This window comes from Mesorhizobium sp. LNJC405B00 (genome assembly GCF_000502615.1).
GTDB lineage: Bacteria > Pseudomonadota > Alphaproteobacteria > Rhizobiales > Rhizobiaceae > Mesorhizobium.
Map to the genome: position 1 here is coordinate 544,177 of NZ_AYWC01000002.1, position 13,699 is coordinate 557,875.

At 60.2% G+C, this 13,699-nt stretch carries 10 protein-coding genes and 1 pseudogene; 8 read left to right on the forward strand and 3 right to left on the reverse strand.

The window, feature by feature from the left end:
- Positions 1–177: 177 nt before the first annotated feature.
- Together X756_RS0133635 and X756_RS159010 are read left to right on the forward strand one after the other, a co-directional pair.
- Entirely contained in the window at positions 178–1,461 is a 1,284-nt protein-coding gene (locus tag X756_RS0133635; protein ID WP_023728912.1) for a DegT/DnrJ/EryC1/StrS family aminotransferase, read from the forward strand.
- A 205-nt stretch (positions 1,462–1,666) separates the two neighbouring features.
- Positions 1,667–3,049 carry a hypothetical protein gene (locus X756_RS159010; protein ID WP_198019994.1) on the forward strand — a complete coding sequence of 461 codons (1,383 nt, stop codon included), beginning with the start codon at positions 1,667–1,669 and terminating at the stop codon, positions 3,047–3,049.
- Between the two features lie 387 nt (positions 3,050–3,436).
- Here X756_RS159010 and X756_RS01000000165210 read toward each other — a convergent pair.
- The 3 genes and pseudogenes from X756_RS01000000165210 to X756_RS1000000169280 all read right to left on the reverse strand — a co-directional run bounded on the left by X756_RS01000000165210 (position 3,437) and on the right by X756_RS1000000169280 (position 6,498).
- A pseudogene (locus tag X756_RS01000000165210) lies at positions 3,437–4,861 on the reverse strand (DHA2 family efflux MFS transporter permease subunit).
- Positions 4,862–5,053: 192 nt separating this feature from the next.
- Positions 5,054–6,046, reverse strand: coding sequence for an AraC family transcriptional regulator (locus X756_RS159005; protein ID WP_198019995.1), 993 nt, complete (start codon positions 6,044–6,046; stop codon positions 5,054–5,056).
- Between the two features lie 269 nt (positions 6,047–6,315).
- Positions 6,316–6,498: a hypothetical protein gene (locus X756_RS1000000169280; RefSeq protein ID WP_198019996.1), complete on the reverse strand. Its 183-nt coding sequence runs from the start codon at positions 6,496–6,498 to the stop codon at positions 6,316–6,318.
- Positions 6,499–6,544: 46 nt separating this feature from the next.
- Between X756_RS1000000169280 and X756_RS159000 the strand changes: the two genes are divergently transcribed.
- The 6 genes from X756_RS159000 to X756_RS158975 all read left to right on the forward strand — a co-directional run bounded on the left by X756_RS159000 (position 6,545) and on the right by X756_RS158975 (position 13,671).
- On the forward strand, positions 6,545–7,393 hold the full coding sequence (locus X756_RS159000; protein WP_348529817.1) for an ABC transporter permease: 849 nt from the start codon (positions 6,545–6,547) through the stop codon (positions 7,391–7,393).
- A complete protein-coding gene (locus X756_RS158995; protein WP_031237855.1) occupies positions 7,393–8,886 on the forward strand; it encodes a sugar ABC transporter ATP-binding protein in 1,494 nt (497 codons plus the stop codon). The genes X756_RS159000 and X756_RS158995 overlap by 1 nt, the downstream gene beginning before the upstream one ends.
- Positions 8,868–9,935 carry an ABC transporter permease gene (locus X756_RS158990; protein WP_050589221.1) on the forward strand — a complete coding sequence of 356 codons (1,068 nt, stop codon included), beginning with the start codon at positions 8,868–8,870 and terminating at the stop codon, positions 9,933–9,935. The genes X756_RS158995 and X756_RS158990 overlap by 19 nt, the downstream gene beginning before the upstream one ends.
- Positions 9,932–10,921, forward strand: coding sequence for a substrate-binding domain-containing protein (locus tag X756_RS158985; RefSeq protein ID WP_031237857.1), 990 nt, complete (start codon positions 9,932–9,934; stop codon positions 10,919–10,921). Before X756_RS158990 ends, X756_RS158985 begins: the two co-directional genes overlap by 4 nt.
- A 92-nt stretch (positions 10,922–11,013) precedes the next feature.
- Positions 11,014–12,051: an NAD(P)-dependent alcohol dehydrogenase gene (locus tag X756_RS158980; RefSeq protein WP_023728920.1), complete on the forward strand. Its 1,038-nt coding sequence runs from the start codon at positions 11,014–11,016 to the stop codon at positions 12,049–12,051.
- Between the two features lie 111 nt (positions 12,052–12,162).
- The gene (locus X756_RS158975; protein WP_023728921.1) at positions 12,163–13,671 is read left to right on the forward strand and encodes a sugar ABC transporter ATP-binding protein; all 1,509 of its coding nucleotides are present in this window, start codon (positions 12,163–12,165) and stop codon (positions 13,669–13,671) included.
- Positions 13,672–13,699: the final 28 nt, after the last annotated feature.

The following is a 13,699-nucleotide window of genomic DNA, read 5'->3' on the forward strand; positions in this document are numbered from 1 at the left end:
CACTATCCTTTTTTCCTGAAGCGCATTTACTCAACGAAAGTTTCAAACGCGTCGACCTCGAGGCCTCCTTGCCTATACGGACAAATAAACTGCTCGGACGTCCCGATAGCTTCGGGCGTGAGGAACGCTACGCATTCGGTGTCGCGCTCGACAACCCGAGACCAGAAAGGACAGCCTGTGACCGCACCTGAGCGAATTAGATTTGACAGTGTCGAGCGGCAACTGCTTGACGCCGCGTTGGCAGGGCAGGAACTGTGGCCCTATTCCAGCAGCGGCAATCCAGTACGGAATTTCTGGAAGGAGGCCCGTGAGGCGCTGGAAAACTATTACAGCGACACGAGCGGAGAGCGTCTCCGCGCCGTGCCAGCGGGATCTGGCACCGCCGCCATCCATGTCGCGCTTGGCGGCCTCCAAATTCCCGCCGGAACCGAGGTTATCGTTCCACCAATCACTGACATGGGAACGGTGATGCCGGTGATCTTTCAGAATGCGATTCCCGTGTTCGCCGATCTTGATCCGAATACCGGATTGTTGACGGCGGAAACGATCGCGCGCGTCGCGACCAGTCGCACTTCGGCGGTCATTGTCGTGCACCTGGGGGGCTCGCCTGCAGATATGGATCCGATTCTTGATTTCTGTCGGCAACACAAGATCAAAGTGATCGAAGATGCTGCGCAGGCTCAGGGGGCCAGCTATAAAGGACGTCCCGCGGGAACGCGAGGCGATGCTGGCTGCTTCAGCCTCAACTCCCAAAAACACATCACTTGTGGCGAGGGCGGCTTTGTCCTCGTAAGGAGCGAGGATGATTTCCTGCGGTGCCTCAACTTCTCCGACAAGCACCGCAACCGGACCGGCGTGACCGATCCAAATAGCGAGCACTACATATACAACGGGTCAGGCGTAAATTACCGGATGAGCGACCTGGAGTTCGCCATGCTCCTGGCGCAGCTGCCCAAATTGGCTAAAGTAGCGGCTCGCTTTACAGCCGTTGGCCAACGGCTTGATGAGCGGCTGTCAAAGATTCCGGGTGTGCGGCCGCAGCAACACCACGGCAAAGCGACCTCCAGCTATTTCTTTCAAATGTTTCGCTTAGAGCCGGATCTGGTGGCGCGCCGGGAAGATGTGCTGAAGGCGATGCGCGCCGCTGCGACTTCTGTCGGCATGGGCGTCGGTAGGTCCTACGGCGATGAGACCCTTTATCGGACTGGGGTGTTCAAAAACCGGAACTTTTTCGACACTTTCGGACAACCGAACAACGAAACTCCAATCTGGCCGGCCGAGTTGGTTGCGCGACAAGTCTTCTCGGATATCCCCGACACTGTCTTTGACTATAAGCAGACACACTGCCCGGAAGCTGAAAGGTGGATCGAAAGCTCGTTGCAGATAGTGTTCCACGACGGCCATGAACCACATCACGCCGACATCGTTGCTGATGCAATTGAGACCGTACTGTCGACCTAAACCAGATCGCCCAGACAATGGATAGTGGGACGGCGTATCGTCGAAGGCGAGAGCGATCACCTAAGGTATAACACCGTCGCCCGAAGCAACGGTTTGCCAGACTTTATGCCTGAAGACACTGAGGGAATTTGCGGTATCAGAAGATACAATCACTGCAAGTATAACATGATTTGGCAGCCGGTGACTACACCAATGGGGAACGCGGATGCGTGTCTGTGCAAATGCTGTAACGCTGATTTGGATGTTGCTCGGCATCTTTGCTATTGCGCCTCGGCCGGCTCACGCCGCCTGCGACGTTGCGGAGAACACCTCTCTCGATACGGCGGCGAGTATCCTCTTCAACTGCTCAAGCACAATGGCTCTTGCTGGTATGCCTGCCGGGGACAAAGAGTTCGTTGCCAATTTTTCCTTTCCGAAGACCCTCCCAGCCGTGGAGACTCCATGGCGTGGAATCGACTTTCGCGTACAGCCTGAGCGTTACCTTCGCACTCTTCTTGCCTATGGGCTGAAGGATAATGTCCCTATCGACTGGAGGATCGAGAAAGGATCGCAAAGTTGGTGCCACGCGCCGTGGTTTCAGGATCTTCGCGAGCGCATTCACGGCATGACCCGTGAGCGAGGATCGCGCCTCTTCGAGCTCTCGGAGCATCAACGCTCTCGCGCCGAAAACTGGGCAATTGGGTTCTACAACGGGGTTGGATGCTATGCGCTCGGTCAGGTTTGGGGGGACCCCGCGCGACCGAAGACCAAGGGCATGATGTTCCCGCCGAACACATTTGCAATCAAGCTGCTCTTCACCACCGCGCCGGTTTCGCGGGTGCCATATCTAACCGGGTCGAAGGTATGGAACGCCGCCATTGGCGAAGGCGGCTCCGTCCAGGAAATGCGCCTTTTGCAGGTAGATGTTGCGGTGAAGGATCCAGCGGCTGGCGCCCTGACAGGCTGGGTCTTTGGCACTTTCATGTACGACGCCTATGCACCTGGTGACGATGTCTGGTCAAAGCTCGTTCCCGTCGGGCTGATGTGGGGAAACGACCCTGAATTGACAGCCAAGAAGTATCAGGAAGATGGAGGCACCGTGCAGGAGAGCTGGGTCAATCCCACGGTAGCCGCCCGGTTTTTCTCGCTGCCTCGTCACCATCTTGGCTTGTTTGGGCGCCTCAATGGGCCTGTCGACAACTTCAAGTCTGCATGCATCGCCTGCCATGCGCGTGCCCTCGATTGGGGTCGGGGAATTCCGCCTGAAGGCCCTGTTTTTGATGAAATGAACGGCCTTTTGCCATTCACCATCAATCCTTACGATGAACAGGCCCTGAGGCATTATTTCAAGAATCGCGCACCCACAGAACCTTTCGTCGCCGGGACCCAGTCTCTCGACTATTCACTCCAGCTTGCGGGTGGCATTTTCAATTTTCGCCGTTGGGTGGATCTGAAGTTTTCAGCCCAGGCAGCGGAAACGCGCGATGTTCCCCCTTATGAGTTTAAAGAGGAGAAGAGCGGCAACGCCGGAGCAGCACCGACCAAGATACTGCCGTCGACACAAGACAGGTCCTATGTCGGCCCTTCCCCGTTTTCCCGCGGCGACTAGAACCATGCAGAAGGCTTACCGCAACATTCCGCTGTAAGGTCTCCCCGTCACCAGGGGCGATCACACAATGCAGGCGACACTTCATGAGCTGCGCGACGCAATGCCTGCGCGTGCCTAACCATGGGCGGCTTCGGTCGACATCGGACTGCCACCGACACTCTCCAGCAGCGGGCGCACCTTTGCCAGGAACCCTTGGCTTCCGCATTCGAACCGCAGCTTTGTGCTTAGGTCGGTGTGATCCCAGTCGATCGTAGGGGACAACCCAGATTGCCGAGCAAAGGCAACCCGGGCACGCGACGATCAGGATCGCCTTCGGGATGGTGCGCCTGGCATCCCTGGTCTCTTCGGTCAACGTCGACACGGCGTCGAAGAATGGGATCCTGTTTTTCACCATGCATGTCCGGAGACCTCGGCGCCAGCGTTGCGCGGCAGGCTCAGGAACCGCAATGAAGCTGCGAACCCGATCCCGCCGATGGCGACAAAAGCGACGCGGAAGTCAAACAGGGCCAGAACGTCACCTCCCCGAAAGGATAGCGACAGGTTAAGCGTCGCGGCGCCGACTGCCACGCCAAGCAGCATCGCGACCTGGAACAGCATGTTGGACAACGTCGAGGCGGAACTGCGCTGCTCTGGGGGCACGTCAGCGAATGAGATCGTAGCGAGGGCCGTGAATTGCATGGACCGCGACAGCCCGGCAATCAGCATCAGCAGGACGATGAGCGCATGAGGAGTCTGCGGCGAGATCAGCGCACAGGTGAAGATCGAGAAGGATGCCACAAGTCCGTTGACGACCAGAACCTGGCGGAAGCCAAACCGCCTCAGAGTCGGCGTCGTAACCGTCTTCATGCCGAGATTGCCCAGGAAATAGGCGAGGATCAGCATGCCGGCTTCGACGGGGTCATGGTTGAAACCGACCTGGAAAAGAAAGGGGCAGCAGGAAAGGCATGACGTTGATCGCCATGCGCGCATAAGTGCCCGCCGAGAGCGTGGCAATCGCGAAGGTCTGGACCTTGAAAGCGGACAGGTCGAGGAGCGGATAAGGTGTTGTCCTGAGATGGCGGATGGCAAGAGAACCGAGCGCAATCCCTGTCGCGATCAAGCCGACAGTCATGTGAAGGGTGTCGCCCGGGTGGGCGACACGTTCGAACCCCCACAACAGGCTAGCCATTCCGGCGGACGCCAATGCGAACCCCGCCCAGTCCAGGGACCGACGCTCCTCTACCCGCTGATCCGAGATGAATCGCAAGACAAGCAGGATGCCCAGGACGCCGAGCGGAAGGTTGACGAAGAAATTCCAGCGCCAGGACAGATAGGTGGTGATGAAGCCACCAAGCACCGGTCCGACCACCGGTGCGAACAGCGCCGGCCACGTGATCAGGGCCGTTGCGCCTAGAAGTTCCGACTTTGGCGCATTGCGCAGTACGAGAATACGGCCGACCGTCATCAGTGCGCCGCCCAGCCCCTGCACGGCGCGCGCGACAACGAACTCGGACAGGTTCTGCGCCAGTCCGCAGGCCAACGATGTCAGCGTGAAAACCGCGATGGCCAACAGGAAGATGTTGCGCGCGCCGAAGCGATCGGCGAGCCAGCCGGAAATCGGAACGAACACCGCCATGGCCAGCATGTAGACAGTGATGCCGATGCTCATGACAACCGGCTGAACGCCGAAGGACACACCCATTTGCGGTAGCGACGTGGAGATGATCGTGCTGTCGAGAAATTGCATGAAGAATGCGATCGCGTGATTAGCGCCACCCGACGTGACTGCGGCGCCTGGTCAGGCTGGACTCTAGTCGAGGCAAGAGTGCTCATTGAGCATCACCAATCATGAGCGAGCGTCCTCCGCAGGAAGGGGTGGCGCACATCATGTTCTCGAAGGACTGACGCCGCGCTTTGAACGGAAGATGAGACGTTTGGGGCTTCTTTGGAGGCGCGCTGCGATAGCCGCCTGGGCTTTGATCCGATCCGTGGTCGTTGGTATCGGCTTCCAGGCACCAAATGCGACTACTGGCCTTGCGCGTCCCGAGAGTTGGCGGACGAAGCGAATTGTCCCATGGTTCTTGACATACTCTGTTCGAAGCCTCCGCCCGAACGCTCCTTGAGAAGCCGGCGATATTGCGTCGGCGTGACGCCTTTCTCCATCAGAAAATGCCGGTTGAAGTTGGACAGGTTGCCGTAGCCCACCTTGTAGCAGATTTCAGTAACCGGGAGTTCGGTCTCGGCAAGAAGCCGGCAGCAATGGCCGACACGCAGCAGGCGAACATAGTCACGAAAATTGTGGCCGGTGTTCTTCTTGAAAAACTTGCAGAAAGTGGGGGCGGTCATCCCGACGATGCCTGCCGCCTCGGTCATGCTGACGGTTTCATGCAGGTTCTGAAGAATGTACTCCACGACATTGTGGACCATCGCCGAGTTGCGCGACAGCAGGTCGGGCGAGAAGTGCTCGCTTGACAGGGTGTCGCGCTCTGCAGACGTCGTCAGCAGGCCAACCAGGTCGAAAAAGAGCACGAGCCTCTTGAGTCCGAGCAGGCCGCCCATCGCTTCTATGATGGCCGCCGCTTTGGTGGCCGTAGTGCCATAGTAGTGAAGGCCGCGGGCGGCCGCCGACAGAAAATCCTCAACCTCGGCCATCTCGGGAAAAACAGCCACCGCCGATCTCAACATGTCGGCATCGAACTGTACGATGATGTCACGTCCCTGGATGACCTCGCCCGGCTTGATGTCGGTCACCCAATTGTGTGGGAGGTTTGACCCGACGACGCCGAGATAGCCGGGCTCGAAATGGCCAATATGATCCCCAACAAACACCCGGCCGACGGATTTGCGGACCAAGTGGATCTCAAATTCGGGGTGATAGTTCCACTGGCCCAGAGCGCATGGATAGTCGTCCATCCGCCATACAAAGCTCTCGCCCGGTTCCCGTAGAATCTGCTCGAGACCGGGCCGGCCAACCTCTGGCGTCTGCGTCGATTGCCTATGCAGTACCTTGAGCGTCAAGCGAAGTCCTATCCGGAATACGTCCCCGTCAAACAACGTTAGCATCGGCTCAACTTCAATCTCAAGCGCTCGCTGGTCAACTATTTCGTCCCGGGCACGAATTTGCCGCGATTTTTGCGAAGCAGCGGAAATTGCGTATCAGCTTTGGGAAAGCTGGCTCCTAGTTGCTGCGCCTCCATTGGTTTTCAATCGCAGCATATCGACCAGCCGCAAAGGCGAGGCTCGGTATCAAAAGACCAAGAAAAGTCCGGGAGGAGAAGATCGTGAGTTCAGCAGAGCATCGATCCGATATTTTTGCCTGTGCCGGCTGAGACGACGCCCATGTCGCTGCAAAGCCGCCTGATCACGCCAATTGTCACGCAGGCCTTGCCGGTCAGAATCCCCGGTATCTCGCGCGAGGCAGGGCTCGTCATTCTGAACCTCGTCATCTTTGCCGCCATCGCGATCGGCAAGCCGCAGGCTTTCCTGAGTTGGGTCAATTTCAAGGCGATCCTGTCATTGATGACCTACGACCTGCTGCTTGCACTTGGAATGACGGTCGTCCTCATCATCCGGGGACTTGACCTTTCGATAGGTGCCAGCTTCGCGCTTCTGACCGTCGTCATGGCGTTGGCGCTTCAGGCAAGCGTTCCCGTGCCAGCCGCGCTCCTGATCGGACTCGCAGTGGCGGTCGGGATTGGCTCGCTCAACGGTTATCTCGCCGTCAGATTTGGAATCCTTCCGTTTCTTGTCACGCTGGCAACGATGACCCTGGCGCGCGGCACCGCCACAGTGATGACGTCGGGCCAGTATGTTTCGTTCACCGGCGCCCCTGCCTGGTTCGTGCAATTCGGGCGCCTTGAAGTCCCGCTCTGGCGGACCAGCGAGCGCGTCTACGGGCTTCCGCTTGCTCTGCTGATAGTCATCTTCGTGACCTTTGGCTTCGCATTCCTGCTGCGGCGCTGGGTGCCGCTGCGCCAGTTCTTCTTCGTCGGCGAAAACAGGGAGGCGGCCCTGCTGTCGGGCTTGCGCGTCAACCTCATCACGATCAGCGGCTATATCATTTGCGCAGCCTTTGTGTGGCTTGCCGCCGTTTTCATGATCGCGAATGCCCGCATCGGCTATGCCAACTACGGGGTAGGAGCAGAGATGCGGGCGCTTGCCGCCGCCGTTGTCGGCGGCGCCAGCATGTCCGGCGGGGCAGGCAGCATCCTGGGCACAACGCTCGGCGTCCTCATGATCGCGCTGATCGGCAACGGGTTCGTGCTCTTCAATGGCGATCCGAGTTGGCAGCAGGCTGCAATCGGCATCATTCTTATCGTCGCGGTCGGGGTCGACGCCCTTCGCTCCTACAGGGGGCGTGGGTGATGAGCAGCATGCTGAACATACAGGGCGTCTCGAAGGCCTATGCCGGCAACCCGGTCCTGAGCGACATTTCGTTTGAGGTGCGAGCCGGCGAGATACATGGCCTCATTGGAGAAAACGGCGCCGGCAAGTCGACACTCATCAACATCATCGCCGGCATCGTCCAAAGGGACGCCGGCGTCATTCTGGTCAATGGCGAAGAGGCCGTTTTCGACACGCCCGTGGCTGCGATGAACGCAGGCATCAGCGTCGTACACCAAGAGCTCAGCCTGATACCAAGCGCGACGGTGGTCGAGAATATCTACCTGCGGCGCGAGATCACCAACCGCCTCGGCCTCAACAACTGGAGGGCCATGCGCGAGGCCACCGAGAAGCATTTCGCCCGGCTTGGACTGGATGTGGACCCCGCAAGCGAGGTGCGCAGGCTTAGTGTCGGCATGCAGCAGATGGTCGAGGTTGCAAAGGCGACGGCACTCGATGCCCGCATTCTTATTCTTGACGAGCCGACCTCGGCGCTCGCGGAAAGCGAGGTGCGCGATCTCTTTCTCGTTCTCGAGAACCTGAAGCGAAACGGCGTCGCCATCATTTTCGTCTCGCACAAGCTCGATGAGCTGATCGCAATCTGTGACCGGGTAACCGTGCTCAGGGACGGACGGCATGTTGCGACCCGCGCCGTCTCGGAAACTCAAAAGGCAGAGCTCATCCGGCTCATGGTGGGTCGAAGCCTCGATGAACTTTATCCCCCACTTTCCGATCAGATCGGCGACGTGCTTTTCCGGTGTGAGGGTCTCAGCCGGTTCGGCATGTACGAAGACATTTCCTTCTCAGTCCGGCGAGGCGAGATCGTCGGAATCGCCGGTCTGATCGGCAGCGGTCGCACGGAGGCGATGCGCGGGATCGTCAACGCGGATCGCCGGGATGCCGGACGCTTCTTTCTGGAAGGGAGTGAAATTTCGATCCAGGATCCGGCGGCAGCGCTTCGCCACGGCATTTGCTACGTCTCGGAGGACCGCAAGCGCAGCGGCATCTTTCTCGCCTTCAATGTCGGCGACAACATCGGCGCGTCCGTGCTTGGACAACTGACCGGGCGGGCAGGCCTCGTCAGTTCGGCCCGCATCGATGCCTTCGCCTGCGGCTTCATAGCGGATCTCGACATCCGCCCGGCCGATCCAGGAGCCAAGGCGTTCTCGCTGTCGGGCGGCAACCAGCAGAAGGTCCTGCTGGGCAAGGCCATGGCGTCGAAGCTCAGGCTTCTGATTGTCGACGAACCCACCCGGGGCGTCGACATCGGAGCGAAGGCGGCAATTCACAAGAAGTTGCGCGCGCTGGCCAATCAAGGAATCGGGGTTGTCGTCGTCTCGTCGGAACTCAATGAGGTGATGGGGCTGAGCGACCGGGTCCTGGTCTTCTGTGGCGGCGTGCTCAGCGCGGACCTGGACAACAATTCGGCCAAGCTTGCGCAGGAGGAGGTAATGCGATGGGCAACAGTGGCATGACCGCCCTCCAGCCCCAGCCGTTCTCGCGGCTTGCGCAGCTCGTCAAGAATCCGACGACGATCCAGCGCGCCGGCCTGCTGTTCATGACGCTGCTCATCCTGGCGTTCATGCAGGCTGCCTATCCCGGCTATGCCAGCGCCGCCAACATGGAAGTGCTGGCCATGAACATGGTGTTCGAGGCGATCATCGCCGTGGGCATGACATTCGTGATCATCTCGGGCGGCATCGATCTGTCCGTCGCCGCGGTGTTCGCCTTCGCGGAGATCCTGGTCGCGAAGCTGATGGTGCAGGCTGGACTTCCGATCGGCGCGGCAATTCCGATCACGCTTGTGGCTTGCGGCACGGTCGGCCTGGCCAATGGACTCCTGATCAACCTGCTGCGCGTGCATCCCTTGATCGTCACGCTGGCAACCCTACTGACGATGCGGGGCGTCAACCTGTCGATATCGAGCGGAAAGTCGATCGCAGGCTTCGACGACGCGTTTCTCTTCCTTGGACAGGGGAAGCTCCTCGGCGTGCCCTTGCCGATCTGGGCGCTCGTCATTCTGACTGCAGGTCTCGGCTTTTTGCTGCGCAACCATAGAAGCTTTCGCCAGGTCTATTTCGTTGGCAGTGACGAGCGCGCTGCTCGCCTTTCCGGCGTCAATGTCGGGCGGGTCAAGCTTGTCGTCTACACCGCCTCGGCAATGCTCGCCGGTTTTGCCGGCGTTCTTGCCGCGTCGCGCTACGGCGCGGCGCACTGGGGTCAAGGAAACATGGCCGAGCTCAAGGCCATTGCCGCGGTCGCCATCGGAGGGGCCAACATAAACGGCGGCAGCGGCTCACTAGGGGGAACCCTTCTGGGGATCCTCTTTCTCGCCACGGTGCACAACGCCTTTGTCACGTCGGCGGTCAACACGTTCCTCTACGACGTAGTCAACGGCGGGATGCTCCTCGTGGCAATCCTCCTCAGCCGATATTTCGAGGCGAGGAGCAACGTGAAAATTCTGTCGATCCGACAGAAGAAAATATCCAATCGCAAAGCAATCCTGACGGGAGTGAGAACATGAGAAAGCTTATCCGATACGCATTGGCAGCTGCAATTTCGCTCGGAGGTCCGGCGACCACCGCCTACGCCCAGGAGGCCAAGGAGACCTACGGGATGGTGGTTTTCCTGAAAGGCTCGGAGTTCTTCAACTGGTGCTTCGCCGGCTTCAAGGACGCTGCTGAATCGGTAGGCGCGGTCGCCGAGTTGCAGGGACCAGCGGACTGGGACGCTTCGGCGGAGTCGCGCGCCGTCGACCAACTGGTTGCCAAGAAGGTCAAGGGAATTGCCGTGACCGCAGGCGACGCCGACACGCTCGTATCGTCGATCAATGCCGCGATGAAGGCGGGCGTGGCGACGCTGACCTTTGATTCAGACTCTCCGAAGAGCAAGCGCCTGCTGTTCGTCGGCACCGACCACTACAATGCCGGCTTCGCGGCCGGCGTGAAGATGGGCGAGCTTCTGGGGAACAAAGCCAAGATCGGCTTTTCAGGAATCCCCGGCCTCGATGCCATCAACGCCAGGCGGGAAGGATTCATCGCCGGCTTGAAGTCCGTCGCGCCGGAAGCGGAAATCGTGGCCGAGGTCAATGACGAGGGCGATTTGCAGAAGGCGGAAACAGTGATCACCGCCATGCTTCAGGCCAACCCGCAGATCAACGGCATCTTCACACTCCATGGCAATCCCGCGACCGGTGCGGTCGCGGCTGCCCGCAATGTCGGGCGCGACAGCGGGCCGGACAAAGTGCAAATCATCGCCTACGCGATCGACCTTCCTATCCTTCAGATGGTCGACAGCGATGAGCTTTCCGGAACGGTGGCGCAGAACCCATACCTGATGGGCGTGATGGCATTCCACATGCTTTATGCTGCCGCTCACCCCACCCAGTTCGACAATATGAACAATCCCGGGTTCGGCAACGTGCCGACCGCCAATCTGGATACCGGCGTTCGGATCCTGACCAAGGGTGATCCGGCCATCAAGGCATTCATGTCACCTCCCAGCCTCTGAGTGCCTCGGGAAGGTCGGCGGCAAGTCGGCCTTCCCAACCTCCATTGCCAAGTCCTCGTTGCTTGATCGCGTCGCAGAAAAGGAAGTCATTCATGAAAGCGCTTGTCCTGGAACGGCAGAGGGAATTGTCCCTGCGCGAGATAGATCTGCCTGAGCACGTCGCCGCTGGCCAACTGAAGATCAAGATTCATACGGTGGGAATCTGCGGCAGCGATGTGCACTACTACACGCATGGCCGCATCGGCCCCTTCGTCGTCGAAAAGCCGATGGTGCTCGGTCATGAGGCCTCTGGAACCGTCATCGAGGTGGGATCGGGAGTCGTCGGATTCTCGATCGGCGATCGCGTCTGCATGGAACCGGGCGTTCCTGACCTAGCGTCCCGCGCTTCGCGCCTCGGCCTCTACAATGTCGATCCAGCAGTGACCTTCTGGGCAACGCCGCCGATCCATGGCTGCCTTGCTCCCTACGTCATCCACCCGGCTGCCTTCACGTTCAAGCTGCCGGACAATGTCTCATTCGCGGAGGGCGCCATGGTCGAGCCTTTCGCGGTCGGGCTGCAAGCCGCGAACAAGGCTCACATCCGGCCAGGCGACGTCGCGCTCGTCATCGGCGCCGGGCCGATCGGCATCATGATCGCAATTGCTGCCCTCGCGGGTGGCTGCAGCCGCGTCGTGGTCGCCGACCTCGTCGCCGAAAAACTGAGCGTGGCGGCGCAGTATCCTGGCGTCTCTACCGTGAACATACGGGAGTCCGACCTTGCCACGTCGGCCAAGGCCGCTACCGGAGGATGGGGTTTCGACGTGGTGTTCGAAGCAAGCGGCAGCCCAAAAGCCTACGACGGTATCTTCGACCTGGTGAGGCCGGGTGGTTGCCTGGTTCTCGTTGGCATGCCTGTCGATCCTGTAGCGTTCAATGTCGTTGGAGCGGCCGCAAAGGAGTGTCGAATTGAGACGGTTTTTCGATACGCCAATGTCTATGATCGCGCCATCGAGATGATCGCGTCTGGAAAGGCGGATCTTAGACCGCTGATCAGTCAGACCTTTCCGTTTGAGCAAAGCATCACGGCATTCGAGCGGGCAGCCGAGGGACGCAAGAGCGACGTGAAGCTGCAGATCCAACTCGCCACCTAGAACAGCAGGCTGCGCCTGCTTTTTCGCCGCCAGCCGCCCGCGCTCGTCGCGGGTGGGGAGAAGAACTGTGTCCAGTCACCACGCCATCGCAACGACGCACGGGAGGAGCCAATGTCTCATCTGATCAGGCTTGCCGGGATATCCAAATCCTTCACCGGAAGGCCGGTGCTGCAGGATGTCGACTTCGACGTGCGTGAGGGCGAGGTGCATGCTCTGCTTGGCGAGAATGGCGCGGGCAAATCGACCCTGATCAAGATCATGGGCGGCGCGCATGCGCCGGACTCGGGCATCATCATGATCGAGGACAAGCCACGCCAGTTCGCCTCGCCGCGCGAAGCCCAGCGAGCTGGCATCTCGACGGTCCATCAGGAGCTCTCCTTCTTTGCCGAGCTCACGGTGGCAGAGAACATATTCCTCGGCCATGCACCGCGCACCCGCGTTGGCTCGATCGACTGGACGGACATGCGCCGCCGCTCGCGCGCGCTGCTGCATGAACTGGACAGCGGCGATCTCGACATCGATGCGCCGATGAAGAGGCTCTCGATCGCCGACCGCCAGCGCGTGGAGATCGCCAAGGCCATGTCACGCAATGCGAGGCTGCTTATTATGGACGAGCCGACCGCCGCCCTCGGAGACGGCGACGCGAGGCGTCTCATTGACGTCGTCAAGGGACTGCAGGCGCGCGGCGTGGCGATCGTCTACGTCAGCCACCGTCTGCCCGAGATATTCGCGCTCGCAGACCGCGTCACGGTGCTTCGGGACGGGCGGCATATTGCGACCGCAGCGACCAAGGCGCTCAGCGAGAGCCGCCTAGTATCCATGATGGTGGGTCGCGACCTCGCTACGCTTTTTCACAGGTCAGCAAAGTTTCCGGGCGAGACGGTGCTCGAGTTGAAGAGCTTGTGTCGCGGCAACCGGGTTCGCGACGTGACCCTGGCGCTCAGGGCAGGGCAGATCACCGGGCTTGCTGGCTTGGTGGGGTCCGGCAGGACCGAGCTTGCGCTTACCGTCTTCGGCATTGCGCCCGCCCAATCTGGCAGGATCGCGGTGCTCGGAAAGGAGGTTCGCATAGGCAGTCCGCGTCAGGCGCGCGACCTTGGCATCTCCTACGTGCCGGAGGACCGTGGCCAGCAGGGGCTGGTGCGGCGCATGTCGGTCGCGAAGAACGTAAGCATGGCTGTGCTCGACCGCCTTGGCGGCCGCAGCCCGCTGCTGCCTTTCGCCAAGGAGAAAACGCTGGCGGCACGCGCGATCGACCGGTTCAAGGTGCGCGCCAGCGGACCGGCCCAGATCGTCAACGGCCTTTCCGGCGGCAGTCAGCAGAAGGTGGTCCTCGCCAAATGGCTGGAGACGGACCCCAGGATACTCATCCTCGATGAGCCGACGCGTGGCGTCGATGTTGGCGCAAAGGCCGAGATACATGCCCTGATGGACAAGCTCGCCCATCAGGGCATGGCGATCCTGATGATTTCGAGCGATCTCCCGGAAGTGCTGGGCGTGAGCGACCGCATCCTGGTCATGTCCTGCGGCCGGATCGTTGCAGACCTTGGTGCGGAGGAGGCCAGCGCGGAGGCGGTTGGCACCGCCATGACAGCGATGCCGGTTGGGGTGGCCGCGTGAGAACGTCATCACGATCGCCCTGGTCCGC

Excerpts from the sequence above, each read along its gene's own strand:
- X756_RS159010 (WP_198019994.1), top strand. The coding sequence starts at position 1,667 with ATGCGTGTCTGTGCAAATGCTGTAACGCTGATTTGGATGTTGCTCGGC.
- X756_RS158995 (WP_031237855.1), top strand. The coding sequence starts at position 7,393 with ATGAGCAGCATGCTGAACATACAGGGCGTCTCGAAGGCCTATGCCGGC.
- X756_RS158990 (WP_050589221.1), top strand. The coding sequence starts at position 8,868 with ATGGGCAACAGTGGCATGACCGCCCTCCAGCCCCAGCCGTTCTCGCGG.
- X756_RS158985 (WP_031237857.1), top strand. The coding sequence starts at position 9,932 with ATGAGAAAGCTTATCCGATACGCATTGGCAGCTGCAATTTCGCTCGGA.
- X756_RS158980 (WP_023728920.1), top strand. The coding sequence starts at position 11,014 with ATGAAAGCGCTTGTCCTGGAACGGCAGAGGGAATTGTCCCTGCGCGAG.
- X756_RS158975 (WP_023728921.1), top strand. The coding sequence starts at position 12,163 with ATGTCTCATCTGATCAGGCTTGCCGGGATATCCAAATCCTTCACCGGA.